20 protein-coding genes are annotated in these 20361 nt (G+C 71.9%); 10 read left to right on the forward strand and 10 right to left on the reverse strand.

All coding sequences use genetic code 11. The annotated features are described in order from the left end of the window. The first annotated feature begins 96 nt into the window (after positions 1-96). Positions 97-486, forward strand: coding sequence for a hypothetical protein (locus tag ABZW30_RS24970; protein ID WP_355673411.1), 390 nt, complete (start codon positions 97-99; stop codon positions 484-486). Positions 487-565: 79 nt separating this feature from the next. Here the strand turns inward: ABZW30_RS24970 and ABZW30_RS24975 are convergent, their stop codons facing one another. Next, positions 566-1237: a Tat pathway signal sequence domain protein gene (locus tag ABZW30_RS24975; RefSeq protein ID WP_355673412.1), complete on the reverse strand. Its 672-nt coding sequence runs from the start codon at positions 1235-1237 to the stop codon at positions 566-568. Between the two features lie 321 nt (positions 1238-1558). Between ABZW30_RS24975 and ABZW30_RS24980 the strand changes: the two genes are divergently transcribed. From ABZW30_RS24980 to ABZW30_RS24990, 3 genes are all read left to right on the forward strand, one after another. Further along, positions 1559-2311 carry a TetR/AcrR family transcriptional regulator gene (locus tag ABZW30_RS24980; protein ID WP_355673413.1) on the forward strand — a complete coding sequence of 251 codons (753 nt, stop codon included), beginning with the start codon at positions 1559-1561 and terminating at the stop codon, positions 2309-2311. 136 nt (positions 2312-2447) lie between these two features. After that, a complete protein-coding gene (locus ABZW30_RS24985) occupies positions 2448-3104 on the forward strand; it encodes a DUF6230 family protein (RefSeq protein ID WP_355673414.1) in 657 nt (218 codons plus the stop codon). A 2-nt stretch (positions 3105-3106) separates the two neighbouring features. Further along, positions 3107-3646: a DUF6114 domain-containing protein gene (locus ABZW30_RS24990; RefSeq protein ID WP_355673415.1), complete on the forward strand. Its 540-nt coding sequence runs from the start codon at positions 3107-3109 to the stop codon at positions 3644-3646. Between the two features lie 137 nt (positions 3647-3783). On the opposite strand, the gene ABZW30_RS24995 is transcribed toward ABZW30_RS24990, so the two are convergent. Then, the gene (locus tag ABZW30_RS24995) at positions 3784-4884 is read right to left on the reverse strand and encodes an NAD(P)-dependent alcohol dehydrogenase (RefSeq protein WP_355673416.1); all 1101 of its coding nucleotides are present in this window, start codon (positions 4882-4884) and stop codon (positions 3784-3786) included. A gap of 204 nt (positions 4885-5088) precedes the next feature. Here ABZW30_RS24995 and ABZW30_RS25000 point away from each other — a divergent pair, with 204 nt between their 5' ends. Together ABZW30_RS25000 and ABZW30_RS25005 are read left to right on the forward strand one after the other, a co-directional pair. Beyond that, on the forward strand, positions 5089-5982 hold the full coding sequence (locus ABZW30_RS25000; RefSeq protein WP_355673417.1) for a helix-turn-helix transcriptional regulator: 894 nt from the start codon (positions 5089-5091) through the stop codon (positions 5980-5982). A 136-nt stretch (positions 5983-6118) separates the two neighbouring features. Beyond that, entirely contained in the window at positions 6119-7375 is a 1257-nt protein-coding gene (locus ABZW30_RS25005) for a globin domain-containing protein (protein ID WP_355673418.1), read from the forward strand. A 19-nt stretch (positions 7376-7394) separates the two neighbouring features. Here ABZW30_RS25005 and ABZW30_RS25010 read toward each other — a convergent pair whose 3' ends face one another. Then, the gene (locus ABZW30_RS25010; RefSeq protein ID WP_355673419.1) at positions 7395-8798 is read right to left on the reverse strand and encodes a selenium-binding protein SBP56-related protein; all 1404 of its coding nucleotides are present in this window, start codon (positions 8796-8798) and stop codon (positions 7395-7397) included. Between the two features lie 272 nt (positions 8799-9070). Between ABZW30_RS25010 and ABZW30_RS25015 the strand changes: the two genes are divergently transcribed. The 3 genes from ABZW30_RS25015 to ABZW30_RS25025 all read left to right on the forward strand — a co-directional run bounded on the left by ABZW30_RS25015 (position 9071) and on the right by ABZW30_RS25025 (position 11829). Continuing rightward, positions 9071-10042 carry an alpha/beta hydrolase gene (locus tag ABZW30_RS25015; RefSeq protein WP_355673420.1) on the forward strand — a complete coding sequence of 324 codons (972 nt, stop codon included), beginning with the start codon at positions 9071-9073 and terminating at the stop codon, positions 10040-10042. Positions 10043-10095: 53 nt separating this feature from the next. Further along, positions 10096-10890, forward strand: coding sequence for a fused MFS/spermidine synthase (locus tag ABZW30_RS25020; RefSeq protein ID WP_355673494.1), 795 nt, complete (start codon positions 10096-10098; stop codon positions 10888-10890). A gap of 102 nt (positions 10891-10992) precedes the next feature. After that, a complete protein-coding gene (locus ABZW30_RS25025) occupies positions 10993-11829 on the forward strand; it encodes a class I SAM-dependent methyltransferase (RefSeq protein ID WP_355673421.1) in 837 nt (278 codons plus the stop codon). 512 nt (positions 11830-12341) lie between these two features. On the opposite strand, the gene ABZW30_RS25030 is transcribed toward ABZW30_RS25025, so the two are convergent. From ABZW30_RS25030 to ABZW30_RS25040, 3 genes are all read right to left on the reverse strand, one after another. After that, entirely contained in the window at positions 12342-14432 is a 2091-nt protein-coding gene (locus ABZW30_RS25030) for a hypothetical protein (protein WP_355673422.1), read from the reverse strand. Between the two features lie 226 nt (positions 14433-14658). Beyond that, the gene (locus ABZW30_RS25035; protein WP_355673423.1) at positions 14659-15306 is read right to left on the reverse strand and encodes a protein-L-isoaspartate(D-aspartate) O-methyltransferase; all 648 of its coding nucleotides are present in this window, start codon (positions 15304-15306) and stop codon (positions 14659-14661) included. Positions 15307-15317: 11 nt separating this feature from the next. Then, complete coding sequence (locus ABZW30_RS25040) at positions 15318-15659, reverse strand: hypothetical protein (RefSeq protein ID WP_355673424.1); 342 nt, start codon at positions 15657-15659, stop codon at positions 15318-15320. 667 nt (positions 15660-16326) lie between these two features. Between ABZW30_RS25040 and ABZW30_RS25045 the strand changes: the two genes are divergently transcribed. After that, positions 16327-16953 carry a TetR family transcriptional regulator gene (locus ABZW30_RS25045; RefSeq protein ID WP_355673425.1) on the forward strand — a complete coding sequence of 209 codons (627 nt, stop codon included), beginning with the start codon at positions 16327-16329 and terminating at the stop codon, positions 16951-16953. A gap of 31 nt (positions 16954-16984) precedes the next feature. Here the strand turns inward: ABZW30_RS25045 and ABZW30_RS25050 are convergent, their stop codons facing one another. Genes ABZW30_RS25050 through ABZW30_RS25065 form a run of 4 tightly spaced genes read right to left on the reverse strand, consistent with a single transcriptional unit; the run spans position 16985 to position 20108 of the window. After that, positions 16985-18172 carry an FAD-dependent oxidoreductase gene (locus tag ABZW30_RS25050; protein WP_355673426.1) on the reverse strand — a complete coding sequence of 396 codons (1188 nt, stop codon included), beginning with the start codon at positions 18170-18172 and terminating at the stop codon, positions 16985-16987. Between the two features lie 34 nt (positions 18173-18206). Further along, positions 18207-18401: a ferredoxin gene (locus tag ABZW30_RS25055; protein WP_355673427.1), complete on the reverse strand. Its 195-nt coding sequence runs from the start codon at positions 18399-18401 to the stop codon at positions 18207-18209. A 32-nt stretch (positions 18402-18433) separates the two neighbouring features. After that, positions 18434-19669: a cytochrome P450 gene (locus tag ABZW30_RS25060; RefSeq protein WP_355673428.1), complete on the reverse strand. Its 1236-nt coding sequence runs from the start codon at positions 19667-19669 to the stop codon at positions 18434-18436. Further along, positions 19632-20108, reverse strand: a complete 477-nt coding sequence (locus ABZW30_RS25065; protein WP_355673429.1) for a hypothetical protein — start codon at positions 20106-20108, stop codon at positions 19632-19634. The genes ABZW30_RS25060 and ABZW30_RS25065 overlap by 38 nt, the downstream gene beginning before the upstream one ends. Positions 20109-20361 lie beyond the last annotated feature (253 nt).

Below are 20361 nucleotides of genomic sequence, written 5' to 3' on the forward strand. Positions count from 1 at the left end.
GCCGGGGGCGCCGGGCTGGGATGCCGCAGGCGTGGCTAGGGTGCTGGGCAGTGGACGTGCGTGAGCGAACGTCCTTTGTGAATGGGGGTAGGGGGAATGACTCCACTGGGGCTGAGTGTGGCCACGTGGTGGTGCATCGCCGTCCTGGTGACGGCGGTGTTCTGGGCGGTGGTGGTGACACTGCAGCCCACGCGGGAGTACCGGATCCTGGCAGCGCTGGCGCCGTTCGCCGGGGCGCTGTTCCTGCTGGGCCACTACAAGGTCAAGGGCATGGATCCGGCTGACGCCCTGTTGATGTACTCGTCGGCGATACTGGCCTTCCCGCTGGGGTTGGTCGGGCACGTCCGGAAGCTGTCGGAGCGGGCGCTGGAGGCGCAGCGGGAGGGCCGCCCGGCGGATCAGGGCGTCCTGACTCCGGGGGTGATGGTGCAGCTCTTCCTGGCCCTCGTCGGCGGGATGGTGACCTACTTCGTGCTCAAGGTGTAGGCCCCCGGGTGCGGTGGAGCGGCGTACGGCGGGCTGCTGCCCGTCGTACGCCGCTTCTCGGTGTCCAGCCCCCGGCTGGTCAGTTGACGTACAGGAGCGGGTTGCCCGCGACCGAGCTGTCGGTGACCGGGCCGTAGGTGGCGCTGAAGTAGCCGGTGGAGAAGCACAGGCCCGGGCCGGAGACCAGGGTGAACGGCTGGCCGGAGAAGCCGATGGTGTTGCCGGTGTTGGAAGTGGTGCCGGAGATGCCGGTGCTGTTCTGGTAGTCGCAGGTGACGCTGCCCAGGATGGTGTTGAGCACCACCGTGGTCCCCATCGGGCCGGAGGCGCCGGGGGTGAGCGAGACCGGGTTGCCGGCGCCGTCGCTGACCGTGTTGGTGAACGGCAGGTTGTAGACGGTGACGCTCTGCACGCCCATGACGCCGATGACGTTGGAGGTGCAGGAGTCGAAGGTCTGGGTGTTGAGCTGCTCGACCGCGCTGCCGGGGGCTGCCGGGTTGGCCGTCACGGTCGCGGAGAAGGAGGAGTTGCCGCAGCTGACCCCGTTGCTGCTGGTGGCGCCGTCGGTGAAGGTCGCGGCGGTGCCGGAGACCAGGTTGGCGGTGAGGGTGTCGCCGACGGAGACGGCCGGCCCGGAGGCGCTGCCGGTGGTCAGCACGGCGCCGGCGTCGGCCTGGGCCGGTGCCACGGCGGCGCCGGTGAGGGCGATGGCGGCGAGGGATGCGGCTGCGAGAGTGCGACGGATGCGCATGTGGGTGCCTCTCTCCGTCCGGGGACGGGTGGGGGATTCCCCGTGTGCGGGTGTGGTGGTGTGCACGACGGGGGAGGTGTCGGCGTACCGAGGGCGACGGCGGACCGCGGTGCGGGCGGGCCCGGCGCCACGGGTCCGCGCGTGCGGTAGGGCGGTGTGCAGGTGCGACTTCGCGGAGGTACGGCGGTGCTGTACGCGGCGGTTCCGATCGCAGCGGCACGGAGGCCGGCCGGTGGTGGCCTGCTCACCCACCGGTTGGAAACCTGCCAGTGTTGTAAACCCGCTCTTCCGTCAATGTCAATACAGGACACAGGAGTTGGGATGGATCGGGAGGACTTCCGGAGTGCCGATGTGATCCTGCTGCCGGGTGCCCGGACCGGCCGGGATCCGGCCAGATCGATCAAGCCCGGCCCGCGTCGACTGCCCGCCGGCGTGGTCGCCGCGACCCAGCGCGAGCGGCTGCTGGACGGGCTGGTCCGGACGGTGGCCGAACGCGGCTACCAGCACGCGACGGTGAGCGACATCTGCCGCGCGGCGGGCGTGACCAGGCCGGTGTTCTACGAGCTGTTCAGCGGTAAGGAGGACGCCTTCCTGGCCGCCCACCGGCACGGCACCGGGGTGGTGATCCGGCGGATGGCGGCGGCCTTCGCGGCCGAATCCGACTGGTGCGCCGGGATCCGTCAGGCGCTCGGCGTGATGCTCCAACTCCTGGCCGGGACGCCGTCCTTCGCGACCATGGCGGTGATCGAGATCGAGGCGGTCGGCCCAGCTGGGCGGCATGAGCGGGACCAACTCCTCACCCGCTTCCGGGCGTTCTTCGCCGACGTGCCCCAACTGCCTGGCGAGGTCGGGGTGGAGGAGATGGTGGACGCCGTGGTGGGCGGCGTCTACAGCGCGGTCTACCGGCGGATCGCCTCCGGACACACCTCTCAACTGTCGGAACTGCTAACGGTGTTGAGCATGTTCTGCCTCTCGCCGTTCCTCGGCCCGGCGGAGGCGGCCGAGCGGCTCGGGGTCGGGATCGGTGAAGATCCTTCGTGCACCTCTATTGACCCGGCCAATACCGGGCAGTAGCTTCCCAGTTACTTCACGCTCCGACCGGACCCGCCCCGCTGCCGAGGGCCGGACGGCCCGGTCGGGCCGCGCAACGCTGTCCGCGCCAGGGCAACGTGCCAGTGCCTGCACACCCATCCATCCACAGGGAGCACACATGGCCATGTCCGAGGACGCCGCCGCCGCGGCGGAAACCGCGCAGACGCCGACCGGAACCAGAAGAGGCCGGGTACGGCTGAAGCGCTCCGTCCTGATGGCCGTACCGGCCGTCGCGATCGGGGGCGTCCTGATGACCCTCACCGCCCAGGGCGTGCTCGCCGCGCAGTTCTCCATCTCCGGCATGCCGTTCACGATCACTGCGGACAAGCTCGACGGAAAGGGCTTCGCGCAGTTCGGCGCCCTGGACTCGATGATCCCCAACAGCCCCAACAAGGGCAACACCGGCGGCAAGGTGCTGGTCGCGGTGTCGGCGATCAAGAACGCCGAGATCACCAACCTGTGCCAGAGCGTCGACCTCGGCGGCGTCAACCTGGTGATCCACGCCGGCGACGGCGGCACCCCCGTCAGCGCCACCGACCTCACCACCGACTCCGATCTGCTCTCCGGCGACGCGGAGTTCACCAACATCGAGATCGGCGGCGACGCCAGCACCTACACCAAGGCCGGTCCGGCCGGTAAGGGCAGCCCGGGCGTCTTCGGCCAGCAGGCCGACACGGTCGTGCTGAACCACGTCAAGCAGCACAACTACGCGAGCACCGCCGTCGGGTTCAAGCTGCCCAACCTGCGGCTGAGCTTCAGCTCCAAGGGCTGCTGAGCATGACGGAGTCCGTACCGGAGCCGGCCGGAACCGGCGACGGCGGCGTTGCGCGGACCGAGGGGGTGACGGCCGAGGGGACGGCCGTCGCGCCCGCCGCCACACCCCCCGTCGCGGTTCCATCAAGCCCGGTCAAGCGCGACTGGCGGGGCAAGAGACCGTTCTGGGGCGGGCTGCTGGTGACGCTCGGCGGAGCCGAGATCCTGTTCACGCTGTGGGCCCCGCTGCCCGTCCTCCTGCACATCGGGATGGCGGGACTGGCCGGGTACCTGGTGCCGGTGGTGATGGTGCTGTGCGGCCTGCTGATCCTGTTCAACCCGGCGCAGCGGCTGTTCTACTCCGTCCTCGCGGTGCTCGCCTCGCTGGCCAGCTGGGTGACCTCCAACATGGGCGGCTTCCTGATGGGGATGCTGCTCGGTGTGGCGGGCGCCTGCCTGACCTTCGGCTGGATGCCCGACCAGCCGCTGCGCCGTGGGCGGCAGCGGCGGGAGGACCGGCGCGCGGAGCGCCGGGCGACGGCCGGGGCCAAGGCGGGGGTCTGACGTCTCCCGGGGCCTGACCCGTAGCAGGGGATCTACGGCGGCGCCCCGCGCCCTGGTGGTGGAGAGCACCGGGGGCGCGGGGCGGTCCGTCAGTCGGTCGGCTGATCAGAAGGTCCGCCGACCAGAAGGTCCGCCGGTCAGATCGTCGAGGCGTCGATCACGAAGCGGAACCGGACGTCGCCGTCCAGCACCCGCCGGTACGCCTCGTTGATCTGCTCGGCCCGGATCACCTCGATCTCCGCGCCGATGCCGTGCTCACCGCAGAAGTCCAGCATCTCCTGGGTCTCCGGCAGCCCGCCGATCATCGAACCGGCCAGCGAGCGGCGCCCGGTGGCCAGCGGGTACGGGTGCATCGTGAGCGGCTTCTCCGGCATGCCGACCTGCACCAGGGTGCCGTCGGTGCGCAGCAGGCCGACGTAGGCGCTCAGGTCGAGGTCGGCGGAGACGGTGTTGACGATCAGGTCGAAGCTGCCCGCGAGCTCGGTGAAGGTCGCCGGGTCGGAGGTGGCCCGGTAGTGGTCGGCGCCGAGCTTGAGGCCGTCCTCGCGCTTGCGCAGCGACTGGCTGAGCACGGTGACCTCCGCGCCCATCGCGTGGGCGATCTTCACGCCCATGTGGCCGAGGCCGCCGAGGCCCACGATCGCGACCTTCTTGCCGGGGCCGGCGCCCCAGTGGGCCAGCGGCGAGTACAGCGTGATGCCCGCGCACAGCAGCGGCGCGGCGGCGTCCAACGGCAGGTTGTCGGGGATGCTCAGCGCGTACGCCTCGTCCACCACCAGCTCCGCGGCGTAGCCGCCGTAGGTCGGCAGGCCGTCCTTGCCCATGGCGTTGTAGGTGAAGACGGCGCCGCCCTCACCGGTGCAGTACTGCTGCAGGCCCGCCTTGCAGTTGTCGCACTCCCGGCAGGAGTCGACGAAGCAGCCGACCCCGACCCGGTCGCCGACCTTCCAGCGGGTGACGCCCGGGCCGACCTCGCCGACCACGCCGGCGATCTCGTGGCCCGGGACCATCGGGAAGATCCCGGTGCCCCAGTCCTCGCCGACCTGGTGGATGTCCGAGTGGCAGATGCCGGAGTACTTGATGTCGATCACGATGTCGTGCTCGCCGACGGCCCGGCGGGTGACGGTGGTCCTCGCCAGCGGGGCGTCGGGCCGCTGCGCCGCGTAGGCGGCGACGGTGCGGGTGGTGCCGTTCGTGCTCTGCGTCGTCGCGTTCGTCGTGTTCGTGTCGTTCGTCATGACCACAAGACTGCGGCGGCGCCGGAAGGCCAACCAGACCAGAGATCGTCGTACGAAGGCGGGGCGTACGAAGGCGGGGCGTACGAAGGCGGGACGTACGACCGTGAGGCGTAGGGAAGCGGAACGTACGACTGCGGAACCTACGCACGGCAGTATCACCCTCGCCCGCCACCGGCCGCGCCGGATCGCCCGCATACTGCAGTCATGGACCAGCGCACCGAACTCAGCGAGTTCCTCCGATCCCGCCGCGCCCGGCTGCGGCCCGAGGACGTGGGCCTGCCGGACACCACCACCCGTCGGCGGGTGCCCGGACTGCGCCGCGAGGAGCTGGCCCAGTTGGCCGGAGTCAGCACCGCCTACTACACCCGGCTCGAACAGGGTCACGGCGAGAACGTCTCCGCCGCCGTCCTGGACGCCATCGCCCGGGTGCTGCGGCTCAGCCCCGCCGAGAGTGACCACCTCGGCCGGCTCACCAAGCCCGCCCGCCGCCGCCCCGGCCGCGCCGCCGCCCGCCCGCAGCGGGTGCGGCCCGCGCTGCAGCAACTGCTGGACGCGATGGAGGGCGTGCCCGCGTACGTGCTCGGGCGGCGGCTGGACATCATCGCCTGGAACCGGCTCGGCACCGCGCTGCTCGGCGACTTCGCCGCGATGTCGCCCGAGCAGCGCAACATGGCCTGGCACGTCTTCCTCGACCCGGCCGCCCGCGAGCTCTACCAGGACTGGGAGAGCAAGGCCACCGACGTGGTCGGCATCCTGCGCCTGGACGCCGGACGCGACCCGGACGACCCCCGGCTCGCCTCGCTGATCGGCGAACTCTCCGTCAAGAGCGACGACTTCCGCCGGCTGTGGGCCACCCACCGGATCCAGGACAAGGGCCACGGCGTCAAGCAGCTGCACCACCCGGTGGTCGGGCGGCTCAGCCTGCAGTACGAGACGCTGCGCCCGGCCGGGGACGGCGACCAGGTGCTGGTCACCTACCACGCCGAACCGGGCTCCGCCTCCGCCGAGTCCCTCCGGCTGCTGGCGAGTTGGGCGGCCACCGAGCTGCGGGCGGAATCGGGGGAGGCGGCCGGGCGGGCCGCCGAGCAGAGCCGGTAGGCGTGGGGCGGGTTCGTCGACTGATTCGTCGACTGATTCGTCGACTGGTTCGTCGACGGAGGGTCGATGGTCCCGGGTTCGCCCGGGGCGATCGACCCTTCTCGTGTCCGGCGGGCGGCAGTTGACTGGGCATGTCATGGACAACAGCAGCAGCAAGGCCACCGCCACCGCCATCGGCACTGCCGAGTACGACCGTCTGATCGCCCGCCACCACGCGATGAGACTGCGGCGCCAACTCCTCACCCCCGCCTTGCCGTCGGGGTCCGAGCCCGGAGCCGACTACGGTTTCGGCGGCAGCGAGGGCTACGACGGCGCGAGAGACCAGCACCTGATCCGCGGCGACCTCGACCAGGTCGCCCCGCTCGCGGAGCTGATCGACCACCTCTACGCGGTCATGTTCCGCCGCCGCCCGTACCTGCGACCGCTCTTCCCCGCCTCGATGGAGTTCCAGCAGGCCCACCTGGAACAGATCTTCCAGCACCTGATCGCCCACCTGCACCGCCCCGCCGACCTGGAACGGATGCTCCGTCAACTCGGGCGTGACCACCGGAAACTGGGCGTCCGGCCGGTCCACTACGAGGCTTTCGAGGAAGCCCTGTGCGCGGCGATCCGGCACCGGGCCGGCGAACGCTGGACCGAGGAACTGGAAGCCGCCTGGGTGCGGATGCTGCGCTTCGCCGTCGGCGCGATGGTCGCCGGCGCCGACTCCGCGCTCACCGAACCCCCGTACTGGCACGCCGTGGTGACCGGCCACGAACGCCGCCGCCCCGACGTCGCCGTGCTACGGGTGCGCACCGGCGAGCCCTACCCCTACCGCGCCGGACAGTACGGCACCGTCGAGCACCCGGCGCTGCCGCACACCTGGCGGCAGTACTCGATGGGATGCGCCCCGCGCACCGACAACGAGGTGGAGTTCCACGTCCGCCGCACCGGCCCCGGCGGCGTCAGCGCGGCCCTGGTCGAGCACACCGCCGTCGGTGACCGGCTGCGCCTCGGCCCGCCGCGCGGCAGCCTGCTGCCCGACGGTGACGCCCGCGACCTGCTGCTGATCGCGGGCGGCACCGGGCTCGCCCCGATGAAGGCCATCGTCGAGCAGCAGGCCGCCCGCCGCCCGCCCGGCCGCCGGGTCCACCTCTTCGTCGGCGCGCGCGACCGGTCGGACCTCTACGACTGGCAGGCGATGGCCGGACTCGGCCTGCACAAGCCGTGGCTGTCGCTCACCCCGGTCACCGCCGGCCGGCTCGCCGACACCGTGGCGGCCGCCGGGGACTGGCGTGAGCACCTCGCCTGCGTCAGCGGACCGGCCGGGATGGTCGCCTCGGTGCGCTCCGAACTGCTGTCGGCGGGGCTGCCGTTGGCGCAGGTGCGGTACGACCAGGTGCTCCACCGGTAGCCCGATTGCCGGTAGCCCGCTACCGGTAGCAGTAGGAATCCGAGGAGGCGTCGCCGCCCGCCAGGTGGGTCTGGTGGACGCGCAGGCCCCGGAAGTCCGCGCCGTTCGGGAAGAAACGCTCGTCGATGCTCAGCCCGCCGGCCTCGGGGTCGGCGTCCAGCTTGACCAGCCAGGGGTCGATGCCGTCCGGGTAGAACTGGTCGTCCCAGGCGCCGTAGAGGGAGTTGGTCAGGTACAGCCGCCGCCCGTCCCGGCTGATCTCCACCATCTGCGGCGCCCCGCTCAACGGCCGCCCGGGCTCGGCCGGGTGCGGCGTCCGGGCGACCACCCCGCCGAGGCGCACCGAGGAGGCCAGCCGGGGGTGGAACGGATCCGAGACGTCGTACTGGAACAACTCACCGGTGCCCCAGGCCGACACGTACAACCAGCGGTCGTCCACCGACAGGTTGATGTCCGTCACCAGCGGCGGCACCGCCCCGAACGGCCGGAGCGCCGGCGGCAGCTCCTCGGTCCTGGCCGGCTCGGCGGGGATCTCGATCACCTTGCGCGCGGTGAACGCCGGCCCCTCCCGGTACCAGAGCCACACCGAGGAGGAGAGGTCCTCGACGTTCGTCACCACCCCGGCGAACCCCCACTCCGCCTGCGGATCGTGCGCCGGGCGCAGCTCCAGCACCATCTGGTACTGGTCCCCGAAGTCGATCCGCTGCAGGTGCCGCCCGGTGCCCAACTCCCAGAAGTGCAGCGCATGCCCGTACTTGCGGGCCAACAACTGCTCGGGCAGCACCCCGTCCTCGACCATCCACGGGGTGCCCCACTCGCTGGTCACCGCGACATCGGTGCCGAGGTGCCACCAGACGTCGTACGCGAAATGCTGCGGACCGCGCTCGGTCTCCCAGGGCCGGAGCACCTCGAAGGTGCTGTGGTCGAGCAGCGCCACCCCGCCCGGCCCGTCGTCGCCGTCCCCGGAGCCGAGGCAGGACAGGAACACGCCGTCCGGTCCGCAGTGCAGGGTGTGGGGTCGCGAGTAACCCGCCTTGGCGGCCAGTTCCTTCGCCTCCACGGTCTTCACCAGCCGCGGCCGGACCGGGTCGGGCCGGGTGTCCATCACGTGCAGCCGGGACGACCGCAGCCCGGGGAGGAGCAGATAGCGTCGCTCCGGGTTCTGGTGGCAGGCGTGCGCGAGCGCGCTGGAGCAGGCATTCCACCCGAAGTGGTGCAGCTCATCGCCCAGGGTGGGCAGTTCGGCGAAGTTGAGCACCTTCCCGTAGCTCGCCGACGCCGGATCGGTGTCGACCGTGAGCAACGCGTCCGGCTGCCGCGCCGACCGGTCGAACCCGGCCACGTACGCCAGCTTCTCCGGCGGCGCGGCGATCGCCTCCGCCGCCGAACGGTAGAGCGACGGATCGGTATGCCCGTGCTGCATGCAAACTCCCCAACTCGCCTGGTCTGTCCGGGAAGCGTTCCACATGACCACCGGCGCACAGCAGGCGCACGAGAAGTGGTCAGGAGGCGCGGACGGCTACCCCGGGCGGGTATTCGACCCCGGATCCTCCGGTCGGGCCGAACGGGGGAGTCCCCGGCCGGTGGCACCCGCCGCTGCGCGCCCCGCACCTACCGGCCGGTATCGTCGTGGCTCGGAACGGGTGGTCACCCGCCGTAAAGGGCGGGCGGAGCAGAGGGACGGGTTCAGGGCAGATGGAGTTTCGGGAAGACATCCTCGGTGCCCCCTACGAGGCGGCGGAGCTGGCGCTGCGGTCCGACGACGAAGGGACGGTCTGCGCGACCCTCGTACGGCGGCCGGTGCCGGGGTCGGACCGGGCGGTCCTGTACATCCACGGGTACAACGACTACTTCTTTCAGACCAATCTGGCCGACCACTACACGGCGCTCGGGTTCTCCTTCTACGCCCTGGACCTGCGCAAGTACGGGCGCTCGCTGCAGCCGCACCAGTCGCCGAACTTCGTCCGCGACCTCGCCGAGTACGACGAGGAGATCGACGAGGCGGTGCGGATCATCCGGGAGGTGGACGGGCACGGGCAACTGCTGCTGAACGGGCACTCCACCGGCGGGCTGGTCGCCGCGCTGTGGGCGGGGCGTCGAGCCGGGCGCGGGGTGGTGGACGGGCTGTTCCTGAACAGTCCGTTCCTGTCGATGCCGGCCGCGCAGGCCGTCCGGACCGCCGGCGGTCCGGTGGTCACGGCGATCGGGAAGCTGGCGCCGACCCGCGTCCTGCCGTCCTCGCTGAACCCGCACTACACCCACAGCCTGCACAAGGACCACAAGGGTGAGTGGGACTTCGACCTCACGCTCAAGCCGGCCGAGGGCTTCCCGCTGTTCGCGGGGTGGCTGGCGGCGATCCACCAGGGGCACCGGCAGCTGCGGCGCGGGCTCGGGATCGACGTGCCGGTGCTGCTGATGGCCTCGACGCGGTCGATCTCCACCACCAAGTGGCACAACGCCCTGCACCACGCCGACGGGGTGCTGCGCGCCGACGACATCGCCGCCGAGGGACCGAGGCTCGGCCGACACGTGACGATCGTGCGGATCAAGGGCGGCATACACGACCTGGTGCTCTCCGGTGAGGCGGCCCGCACCCAGGTGTTCGCCGAGCTGGACCGCTGGCTGGCCGCATACCTGGACGTGCAGCCGGTGGGGGACAACGCGTGACGGACGAGCCGGTGCCGGTCGGGCGGCGGACGGACCTCGGCTTCGCCAAACTGATGCCGGACATCGACCGGGACGGCGGCTGGCTGCTCACCCTGGACGGCACCCCGCAGTCGTACGTCGACCTCGCCGACCCGACCCACCTGGAGTTCGAGTACACCCGCAGGCTCGGCCACCTCGCCGACGCCCTCGCCCCCGCCGGACGGCCTCTGGACGTACTGCACCTCGGCGGCGGCGCGCTGACGCTGCCGCGCTACCTGGCCGCCACCCGGCCCGGCTCGCGGCAGAGGGTGGTGGAGGTGGACGGGCCGCTGCTCGACCTGGTCGCCGAGCACCTGCCCTGGCAGGGGCCCGGTGCGGACATCACCGCGACGGTCGGCGACGCCCGGGAGGCGCTCGCCGCGACCCCGGCGGGCAGCCAGGACCTGGTGATCGCGGACGTCTTCCACGGCTCCCGCACCCCGGCGCACCTCACCTCGGTGGAGTTCCTACGGCTGGCCGCGCGCGCGTTGCGCGAGGGCGGCTGCTACGCCGCCAACCTGGCGGACGGCCCGCCGCTCGCCTTCGCCAAGGCGCAGGCGGCGACGGTGCGGGCGGTGTTCCCGTACGTCTGCCTGGTGGCGGAGGCCCCGGTGCTGCGCGGGCGCCGGTACGGCAACATCCTGCTGACCGGTTCGACGGCGCCACTGCCGGCGACGGAGCTGAGCCGGCTGCTGGCCGGCGACATCTTCCCCGCCCGGCTCACCGAGGGCGAGGACCTGTCCGCCCTGGTCGGCCGTACCACCCCGGTGACGGACGCGGACGCCAGCGACTCCCCGCCCCCGCCGGACGGCGCCTTCAGCGTCGGCTGAGGCGTCGGCCACGCCGCGCGTCGGCCCGGCGCCCTCCCCGCCCGGGGTGTCAGAATCAGCGGGTTCATGCCGGAGTGTGGTGCACGTCTGAGGGAGTGAGCGATGAGCGGCGGGGAGCGGCCGGAGTTGGGGCAGGTACCGGAGACGGCGCTGTGGACGCTGTGGCACCGGGCGCTGGAGGCGCGCCGGCCGGACACCGTGCTCCACGACCCCAAGGCCGTCGAGTTGGTCGACCGGATCGACTACCCCTTCGCGGAGCGGTTCGGCACAAGCGGTACCCAGGCCCAGCTCCAGGCCCTGCGCGCGGCCTGCTTCGACCGCGAGGTGGCGGACTTCCTCGCTCGGGAGCCGCGCGGCACCGTGGTCTGCCTGGGGGAGGGCCTGGAGACCCAGTACTGGCGGGTCGACAACGGGCGCGCCCAGTGGCTCACCGTGGACCTGCCCGAGTCGGTGGCGCTGCGCGAGCGGCTGCTGCCGCCCGGGCCCCGGCAGCGCTACCTAGCGGCCGACGCCACCGCACTGGGCTGGGTCGACGAGGTGGACAAGAGCCGTGGCGTATTCGTCACGGCAGCAGGCTTGTTGATGTACCTTCAACCCGCTCAGGTGCGAGCCCTGATCGCAGGCTGTGCCGAGCGCTTCCCGGGCGGCTCGCTAGTGCTGGACGCTGTGCCGCGCTGGTTCGGCAGGCTGACCCGCACTGGCAAGCTGCGCACCCACGGCTACCAGGTGCCGCCGATGCCCTGGGCGATGGACGCGGGCGAGCGGGCCAGGCTGCGCACCGCCAGCCCCGCGGTGGTTGACGTGCGGGATGTCCGGCCGGTCGGCGGGCGCGCGCTGGTCGGCGCGCTGCTGCCGCTGGCCCTGGCCGTCCCGCCGCTGGCCGCGCGGCTGCCCTCGGTCGCCGTCCTGGACTTCGCCGAGCAGCCCGTGCGGTCGTAAACGGTGGGCAGTGGGTTACCGCGCTCGGGACTTGTCCTCGCCCGCGAAAATGAAGGTGTGTCTGGTCCAGACGCCATGGGACGTCGACCACGTCGCCGCACAGCTCGGTGGCGTCGGCGGCGGGCGAACGCCTTGACCGGCATGATCTGCCCAGGTTCAAGCGGTCGTTGCAACACTGCCTTGTTGGACCAACAGTAGCCAGGGGCGTTTCAAAGTCCTACTGAATTGTGTAGGTGGGCTGCTCAAGGGATGTCCAGGAAGTCGAGCGGCCAGCCAAAGGGGTCGCAGGGGACATGGCGGAGCCCGGCGGCGACGTTGTGGTGTCTGTGTCGGCGGGGGGACACAGACCATCAGCCCAGCGATCACGGGCGTCCTGGCCCTCGATGGGTCCAGCTGAGGGCCGGCTCGTGGAGAGAGTCCGGAAGCACGGAGGACGACGCGAAGGGGGGCCGGGTTCAACTTGACCCGGTCGAGTGAAAAGGTCGGCATTGGCGGCGCGTTGACCAGGTGGGTCAGCGCCGCCGTTTGCCCTTGGATCGTGCGGTACTCCGGCGGGCGCGGGCAGCGTTCAGGCGGCCGAGCTGTGCCGAGCGCTCGCGCAGCGGGCCGCCGGCCAGGGAGCGGAGGGCGGCGAGGCCGGCCCGGTCCGGATGCCCGGAGGCGACGGCGGCGGCGACGGCTTCGCCGGCCTTGCTGCGGCCTTGGGAGAGCAGCGAGTCGACGGTGGCATCCTCCCCTCCGGCCTCGAGCAGCTGGAGGAGGCTCTCGGCGAGCACGAGCAATGACTCGGGGTCGGTGAGGTCGTCGGGGTGGAGGATCTCGCGGTGGGTGAGGACGCTGAGTGCGGTCGGGGCGAGCTGCGAGTCGCAGCGCAGACTCCGCAGGAGCCGCTCGCCTTCGCCATCCGGCAGGGCAATGGTGAGGACGTCGAGCAGGGCGGCAGCACGGGTGCGCCACGGGGTGTCGCGTACGGCCTGGACGAGTTCGGCCAGCGCGGCCTCGGGTCCGCCGCACGTCCGGGTCCAGGCGGCGAGTTCGAGGCGCGCGGATGCGGGGTCGTAGTGCTCGGCGAGGACGCCGAGCAGTCCGGCGGCCGGGGCGTGGGTGAGTTCGCCGACGAGGGGTGCGTTGCGGCCCTCGGCGAGCAGCCGTAGCCGTACGGCGTGGGTGCCGAGGTCGGTGAGGCGGATCAGTTCGACCGGGCCGGCGGTGAGTTCGCCGCGCAGTTCCTCGGCGCGGCGCGGTGCGTTGGCGTCCTGAGCCGGGGGGCCGAGAAGGGCGGCCAGCTCCGGAGGCATGCCCGGCGGCAGGGCCGGTGCGGGCGGTGCAGCCGGCAGGTCGAGGAAGGCCGGATGGGCCATGCCCTGTTCGCGAGTGATGACGCCGAACTGCTCAAGGACTTCGAGGACTTCGCGAAGGTCGGCGTCGGCCTGCCGCAACCAGAACTGTTCCTGGGCCAGTTCCTCGCCGGTGAGGAGGAAGCGGGTGTCATAAGCCAGGTGGGTCGACTCACGAAGCCGGGGCCAGGGCATGGGGTGCGGGATGCTGTAGAGGGTATTGAGGATGTCGGGCAGAAGGTCCTCGTACACCGCGAACAGCATGGAGGTGGGCCGGTAGCCGTCCCGGTCGCCGATCAGCGCCTCGCGCAGCTCGAAGAACGCCTCGAAGGCCCGCAGCCACAGCGCCAGCGGGTCCTTGAGCAGCGGCTGCGCCTTGGCCACCGCGAACAAGCGGCCCTTCGCCGGGCGGACCACACGGGCCTTCTTCGCCCACTCGAAGACCACGTTGAGGTGCGGCAGATCGGCACTGGTACGCGGCGAACCGGGCCGGTCGCCGGTGGAGAGCAGAGCCACGAGCTCCCGGGCGTCGGCGAGTTTGAGCCGCCCGAGTTTCGTCAGCTCCCGTCCGTCCTTTCCGGCCCACTGCGCGAGAGAGGCCAGCCGGCCCATGAGCGGGACGGCCGCGGCGGCGGTCCGCAGCTCGTCCTCGCTCGGCAGCGTGACGGGCAGCTGCGGCTCGGCACGGTCCACCGTGGCCGGGCCGGTGAGGCGGTGACGGCGGACGATCTCCTCCAGAACAGCCTCGTCGTACGGAACCTGGCCGCGCTGGGCGCGCTCGATGAACCGCTCCATCGCGCGCTGATCGAAGATGTCGACGCCCTGCTCGGCGGCGGTGGTCGTCCAGAACTTCGCCATGCCCCAGCGGGTACGGTCGGTCATCGCCTCCGCGTACCCGGGCGAGACTGCGTCGATCACGCGCTCCAGCACGTCGAGCGGCTCACCGCGCGGATCGTCAAGCCCCGTCGCGTGCAGGAACCGCAGCAGGGCGCGAAGCGCGCCAGGGCCGTCCGCAGGGGGCTCGCCGGGCAGCTCGGTGAGCGTGCGCGGCAGCCAGTTCAGCAGGAACTCCTCCACATGGCGCGCCTGCCACAGCCCGAGCCGGCCGTCGACGGTCCCGCGATGCCGGTAGTCCAGCGCCGACTCCGCCACCGTCGGATCGCCCAACTCGCCGTGCTCCTCGCACCAGCGCGCGAAACGCATGACCAACTGCTCGCAGGCGGACGCGTAGCCGTCCTCGTCGTCCGGATCGAAGAACATGCGCATGGAGATCAGGGCCTCGCGGGGGACGGGGGCGGACGACGTCAGCCTACCGGCCGGGGGAGGGCGACGATGCCGTCGTGGCGACCTCTGTGTTCATCAGCGCTGTTCTGGAGATCGCCGCCAAGGAGGGCAACAGTGTGTGGGAGGCACACTGGCGTCCACCCTCGCCGATGCCCAGGCGCGTGTGGCGCTGTTCGCCGTAGACGGAGCCACAGGTCTCTTCACCGTCTCAGGACGAAAAGCCGTACCGTCCGTGCAGCCGGACGAACCTGGCCCAGGTGAGGGTCTGCCGGTGCTGCAGTCCCGAAGCGGTGCGTCGGAAGGACATGACCTGCTCCTCCCCACCCGGTCCGATGGGCTGGACCAGGTGGCCGCCGAGCCGAAGTTGCTCGACCAGTGGGAGAGGGACTTCGGGGAACGCGGCGGAGACGATGATGGCGTCGTACGGGGCGCGGTCCGGCACGCCGCAGCTGCCGTCCCCGACGCGCAGCTCCACGTTGCGAACGCTCTGGTGGGAGAGATTCCGCCGCGCCTGCCGAACGAGATCGGGCCATATCTCGATGCTCACGACGTCTGCGGCGAGGCGAGCGATCAGAGCGGTCTGAAAGGCCAGGCCGGTACCGACTTCGAGGACGTGCTCGTTCCCGGTGAGTTCCAGACCTTCGATCATCTTCGCCGACAGCGAGGGCTGGGTGGTCACCTGCCCGTGCGGGATCGGGACGGGCCGGTCCTCGCATGCGAGGGCGACGTATTCGGCAGGGACGAATCCTGCTCGCGGCGTCGCCCGTATGGCGTCGAGCAGCCGCTCGTCGCGGACCCCGGCCATCAGGACGGCCTGGACGAGATCTCGGGGTGCAGGAGAAGCCTCGCCGGTCACGTCCGCTCTCCTCACGTCCACCGGAGATCGAGCATGCCGTCCGGCCCGAGATCGATGCGTGCGCCGAAGACTCGGCTGATCCGGTCGAGAGTCTCCCGTACCCACAGGGAGTCTTCCTGCTCGGCCTTCGGCCGCAGGTGGAAGGTCTGGGCGTCCTCGACGGCGAGCTCGTGCAGCCCGAAGCTCGCGCGTACCCTGGCCAGTTCCTCGGGGGTCGGTTCGAACATGCCGAGCCGGACGAATCCGCGCCGGACGAATCCGCCCTGCGTGCAGCGCGCGGCCGCCTCCTCCAGCGGTATCGGGCCCTCGTGCTGCCGGCGTCCGGCGCGGTAGTGCGCGCAGTCGACGATCACGGTCTTCCTCCTTGCGCCCGGCCGGTTGCGCCGCGTGTCGCCTACCGGCGGCGGAGCGCGCCGTGGACGGATCACAGCAGTGGATGCTCCTCTGACCATTTGACTCGCCGACACCGCTGGGGCGCTCCTCGGCCACGAGAAACGCCGAGATCCTCGTCCTGCACCAGCCCGCAGTGGCGGGTCCTGCGCGCCGAGCGATCGGTTCCGGGATCCAGGAGTGTCCGACCCACGCTTGCCGACCGTGCCGCGGGTGTCGGGATTCCGCCTGGATCGTGCCGTGCCGCGCGAGAATCGATGCCCGCCCGGGGCTGATGGCGGCCCTCGGGCACGAGAGTAGTCCGTTCTGTCCGAGCGGGGGATCGCCACCGCGCGCCGAGGCGGCCCGGTCGTCGGTCCGGGAGGGGCCGGGGGTCGCCGGGGAGGCCGCGGCGGAGACGGTGGGCACGGAGGCGGCGGAGTCGTTCGTGGTGTCGCACAGGCTCGGAAGTGTCGGGTTCCGGTGAAGCGGGCCGGGGTGAGGGCGGACGCGCAGGCGGCAGCGGACGGGGCCGACCGGGGGCGGAAGTGCGCGAGACACGTGCGTTCACACTCTGATCAGCCGTTGCGACGTGCGGCTTCGGACATATGTGCCGACCGGCGTGGCGGTCATCTCGCGTACTGTTCTGGCATGGCTCGATCCGATGGCACCCCTTTCGCTGGGCTGCGGGAACGCAAGAAGGCCGAGACCCGGGAGGCGCTGCGTGCCGCGGCCGCGCGGCTGTTCGCCGAGCGCGGGTTCGCCGAGACGACGGTCGCGGAGATCGTCGAGGCGGCCGGGGTGTCGCAGCGGACGTTCTTCCGGTACTTCGACAGCAAGGAGGACCTGCTGCTGCCGGATCTCGCGGAGTCGTTCGACCGGATGGTGCACGAGCTGGCCTGCCGCCCGCCCGAGGAACCCGCGTTGGTCGCGTTGCGCGAAGCGGTACTGGCGGCGGTGGCCAGTGCCCCGCAGACAACCCTGGTCGCGCTGGCCCACCCGATCGAGGGTGCGGAGGCGTTGGTGACGGACCGGTTGGTGTACGCCTTCGTGCAGATGGAGAGCCGGCTCACCAAGCTGCTCATGGAGCGGTTGCCGCCCGGCCCTGATGTGGATCTGCGGGCTGCCGTGGTGGCGATGTCGGCGATGTCGGCGGTGCGTGCGGTGGTTCGTACGGTGCGGGAGCGGCGCAGGACCGAGGAGTTGCCGGTCGGCGCCTTCGCCCGGCTGCTGCCGACCGCGTTCGCGGTGCTGGCCGAGGCGAGCGCGGACCTGTGACGGTTGCGCGCCCGCCCCGGGCGGGCCCTGGTCAGCCGGCCTGGGCCGCTGGGTCGGGCCGGGTGAGGGCCGTGAGGTGGGAGCGCAGCGCCCGGGGGCTGTTCCAGCCGAGCGCGCCGGTGACACGGTCCTGCGTGCGGTAGAGGGCGACGAAGGAACGTTCCTCCGGATCGCCGTGTACCACCTCGATCTTCGCGTCGGCGGCGCACGTCCCGTACGCCTGGATCCTGGCGTCGTACTGGTCGCTCCAGAAGTAGGGCAGCGGTGCGTACGGTTCGTGGGCGCCGAGCAGGTTGCGTGCCGCGGCGATGGCCTGCTCGGCGGCGTTGGTGCGGTGCTCCAGCCGCAGGGTGCCGCCGAGGCGCGGGTGGTACCAGCGAGCGACGTCCCCGGCGGCGTAGACGCCCGGCGCGGCTTGGCAGTAGGCGTCGCAGAGCACGCCGTCGCCGATCCGCAGGCCGCTGCCGCGCAGCCAGTCGGTGGCGGGTGTCGAGCCGATGGCCACCACCACGGCGTCGGCCTCCACCAGGGAGTCGTCGGTCAGTTGCAGCCCCGTCACCTGCCCGTGTGAGCCGATCAGGGAGGTGACGCGGACGCCGGTGCGCAGCCGTACGCCGTGGTCGGTGTGGAGCCGGGCCACCATGCGGCCCAGGTGGGGGCCGAGGCGTTCGGCGAGGGGGGAGGGGCCCTGGCAGATCAGGGTGGTCTCCAGACCGAGGGTGCGGGCGGTGGCGGCGACTTCGGCGCCGGTGAACCCGCCGCCGACGACGGCGAGCGTGGGCCGGCGCAGCAGGTGTCGGCGCAGGCGCAGGGCGTCGTCCAGGGTGCGCAGGACGTGGACGCCGTCGAGGTCGTGCCCGGTGGGCAGTCGGCGGGGCGTGACACCGGTGGTGATGATCAGCCCGTCGTAGTCGAGGCTTGTGCCGTCGTCGAGTCGGACAGCGCGCTGGTCGGGGTCGAGGGCTACGGCCCGGCGGCCGGGCCGTAGGTCGAGATCGAGCCGGGCGTAGTCGTCCGGGCCGCGCAGGGCCGAGGCGGTCGGCTGCCAGTCGCCGGCCAGGATCTGCTTGGACAACGGCGGTCTGTCGTACGGGAGGTGGGGTTCCTCGCCGAGGAGGGTCAGTCGGCCGTGGTAGCCCTCGCGGCGGAGTGTCTCCGCCGCCGCGAGCCCGGCGGCGGAGGCGCCGACCACGATCACACGGCGCAGCGCGGTGTTCATGCGCCGGCCTCGCAGGGTACGGGCGTGTGCTCGCTCACCGGGCCTCCACCCGGATGGCGGCGGCGGGGCAGCGAGCGGCCGCGTCTCGGACCGAAGTGGCCAGCTGCGTGGGCGGGTTGGGGTCGAGGAGGATGGCGATGCCGTCGTCGCGCTGGTCGAAGACCTCGGGAGCGGTCATGACGCAGGTGCCCGCGCCGCAGCAGCGGTCCTGGTCGAGGGTGATGCGCATGGGGTGTCCTTGCTGGGGTGTCGGGGCGTGGTTCACCAGGTGACGGGCAGCTGGTGCAGGCCGTAGACGATCATGTCGTCGCGGAACGGCAGCTGGTCGGCCGGGACGGCCGGCCGCAGGTGCGGGAAGCGGGCGAACAGCGAGGTGAGTGTGATCTGGAGTTCGGCACGGGCGAGTTGCTGGCCCAGGCACTGGTGGGGGCCGTAGCCGAAGGCGACGTGGGCGGCGGGGTCGCGGGTGATGTCCAGCCGGTCCGGGTCCGCGATGCCGAGGCCGGGGTCGCGGTTGGCCGAGGGCAGTGAGGCCACGACGTACTCGCCGGCCTTGATCGACTGGCCGCGGAGGGTGAGGTCCTCGGCCGCCGCCCGGACCAGGCCGAACTGGATGATCGTCAGATGGCGCAGCAGTTCCTCGACCGCGCGGTCGGCCAGGGCCGGGTCACTGCGGAGGGCGGCGAGCTGGTCGGGGGATTCCAGCAGCGTCAGGGTGCCGAGCGCGATCATGTTGGCGGTGGTCTCGTGACCGGCGATCAGCAGCAGCGAGCCCAGGACGGTGACCGCGATGTCGGTCAGCGGGCTGTCCGGATCGGCGTCCCCCTCGGCGATCAGGGCGCTGAGCAGGTCGTCGCCCGGCTGCTCGCGCTTGGCGGCGACCAGGGCGGCGATGAAGGAGGCGAGTTCCGCCCTGGCCTGCTGCGCCTGCTCGGGCGAGGATTCGATGGCCAGCAGTCGGCCGGCCAGGCCGTGGAAGGTGTCGCGGTCGTCGTAGTCGACGCCGAGCAGTTCGCAGATGACCAACGAGGTGACCGGCAGGGCGAGTTCGGCGACCAGGTCGACCGGCCCGCCGGCCCGTTCCATCGCGTCCAGGCGCTCGTCGACGATCTGCTGGATCCGCGGCCGAAGCCGCTGGACGCGCTTGACGGTGAACGCCCGCATGACCGGGCGCCGGTAGCGCGCGTGTTCCGGTTCGTCCAGGCGCAGCAGTGCGCCCGGGAGCGGCTGCTCGGGCAGGGCCGTCGGCGCGGGGCGGACGTGTGGCGCCGCGGTGCTCAGTCGTGAGCTGAACCTGGGGTCGGCCAGTATCGCGCGGACGTCCTCGTACCGGGTGGCCAGCCAGCCGGATCCGCCACCGGGGAAGGAGATCCGGCTGATCGGAGCCTGCTCGCGCAGCCGGGCGTACCCGGGTGCCGGATCGAAGGGGCAGCCGCGCTGCCTGGGCAGGCCTGGCAGGTCACTCGGGACTGCCCGGTTGACGGCGGTGTCGGTCATGGATTCCTCCAGTGGTTTCCGTGAGGGGCGGGACGTCTGCGGGCATGGCGGCATGCCGCCGGTGCAGGGCCGGCCCGCCGAGCGCGATCGCCAGGAACAAGCCCGTTCCCACGATCAGTTGGGCCTGCGACGTCCATCGGTCGAGGACGAGCCCGGCGCCGAGCGCCAGGACGACCAGCAGCACCTTGCCCAGGATCAGGTTTCGCAGCGGCAGCCGGAACGGTCCGACCGGGCTCCTGCGGCGACGGCGCTGCCATCTGGCCGCCTGCGCCAGGGCGGCGAGCACAGCCATCAGGGCCAGCGTGTGCAGGGCGCGCTGCCACGCGGGGCCGTGCTCCACGAACGCCCAGCGCCAGCCGAAACAGGCCCCGGCCGCCGCATAGCCGATGTGGATCAGGCGACGGCCCGGGGCGCCGCCCCGGAATCTAAAAAGTGGCACAACTGCCACAATAGAGAAAGTGGCACAAGTGTCAAGACGGGCCGGTTCCGCTCTTCCCCAACCCCGTCGTCGCCACGTCGCTCCTGGACCGGCCGATCGACACCAGCCGCCAGGTCGGAACGAACGGCCCGCCCGCCCCCGACGAAGGCCCGGCCCCCGCACCGCAGTGCGGGGGCCGGGAACGCCTCGCCGCGGCGTCGGCCGGATCAGCAGGCCCCGGCCGGCCGGTCGAGGACCACGAGGCCGTCGCGGC

The sequence above is a fragment of the Kitasatospora sp. NPDC004669 genome (assembly GCF_040609455.1).
Lineage (GTDB): Bacteria > Actinomycetota > Actinomycetes > Streptomycetales > Streptomycetaceae > Kitasatospora.

Bases quoted from the DNA above. Each gene is read 5' to 3' on its own strand.
- ABZW30_RS25025 (WP_355673421.1), top strand. From the start codon at position 10,993: ATGAGCGGCGGGGAGCGGCCGGAGTTGGGGCAGGTACCGGAGACGGCG.
- ABZW30_RS25010 (WP_355673419.1), bottom strand. From the start codon at position 8,798: ATGCAGCACGGGCATACCGATCCGTCGCTCTACCGTTCGGCGGCGGAG.
- ABZW30_RS24995 (WP_355673416.1), bottom strand. From the start codon at position 4,884: ATGACGAACGACACGAACACGACGAACGCGACGACGCAGAGCACGAAC.
- ABZW30_RS25005 (WP_355673418.1), top strand. From the start codon at position 6,119: ATGGACAACAGCAGCAGCAAGGCCACCGCCACCGCCATCGGCACTGCC.
- ABZW30_RS25045 (WP_355673425.1), top strand. From the start codon at position 16,327: ATGGCTCGATCCGATGGCACCCCTTTCGCTGGGCTGCGGGAACGCAAG.
- ABZW30_RS24985 (WP_355673414.1), top strand. From the start codon at position 2,448: ATGGCCATGTCCGAGGACGCCGCCGCCGCGGCGGAAACCGCGCAGACG.
- ABZW30_RS24980 (WP_355673413.1), top strand. From the start codon at position 1,559: ATGGATCGGGAGGACTTCCGGAGTGCCGATGTGATCCTGCTGCCGGGT.
- ABZW30_RS25060 (WP_355673428.1), bottom strand. From the start codon at position 19,669: ATGACCGACACCGCCGTCAACCGGGCAGTCCCGAGTGACCTGCCAGGC.
- ABZW30_RS25055 (WP_355673427.1), bottom strand. From the start codon at position 18,401: ATGCGCATCACCCTCGACCAGGACCGCTGCTGCGGCGCGGGCACCTGC.
- ABZW30_RS25000 (WP_355673417.1), top strand. From the start codon at position 5,089: ATGGACCAGCGCACCGAACTCAGCGAGTTCCTCCGATCCCGCCGCGCC.
- ABZW30_RS25050 (WP_355673426.1), bottom strand. From the start codon at position 18,172: ATGAACACCGCGCTGCGCCGTGTGATCGTGGTCGGCGCCTCCGCCGCC.
- ABZW30_RS24990 (WP_355673415.1), top strand. From the start codon at position 3,107: ATGACGGAGTCCGTACCGGAGCCGGCCGGAACCGGCGACGGCGGCGTT.
- ABZW30_RS24975 (WP_355673412.1), bottom strand. From the start codon at position 1,237: ATGCGCATCCGTCGCACTCTCGCAGCCGCATCCCTCGCCGCCATCGCC.
- ABZW30_RS25030 (WP_355673422.1), bottom strand. From the start codon at position 14,432: ATGCGCATGTTCTTCGATCCGGACGACGAGGACGGCTACGCGTCCGCC.
- ABZW30_RS25015 (WP_355673420.1), top strand. From the start codon at position 9,071: ATGGAGTTTCGGGAAGACATCCTCGGTGCCCCCTACGAGGCGGCGGAG.
- ABZW30_RS25020 (WP_355673494.1), top strand. From the start codon at position 10,096: ATGCCGGACATCGACCGGGACGGCGGCTGGCTGCTCACCCTGGACGGC.
- ABZW30_RS24970 (WP_355673411.1), top strand. From the start codon at position 97: ATGACTCCACTGGGGCTGAGTGTGGCCACGTGGTGGTGCATCGCCGTC.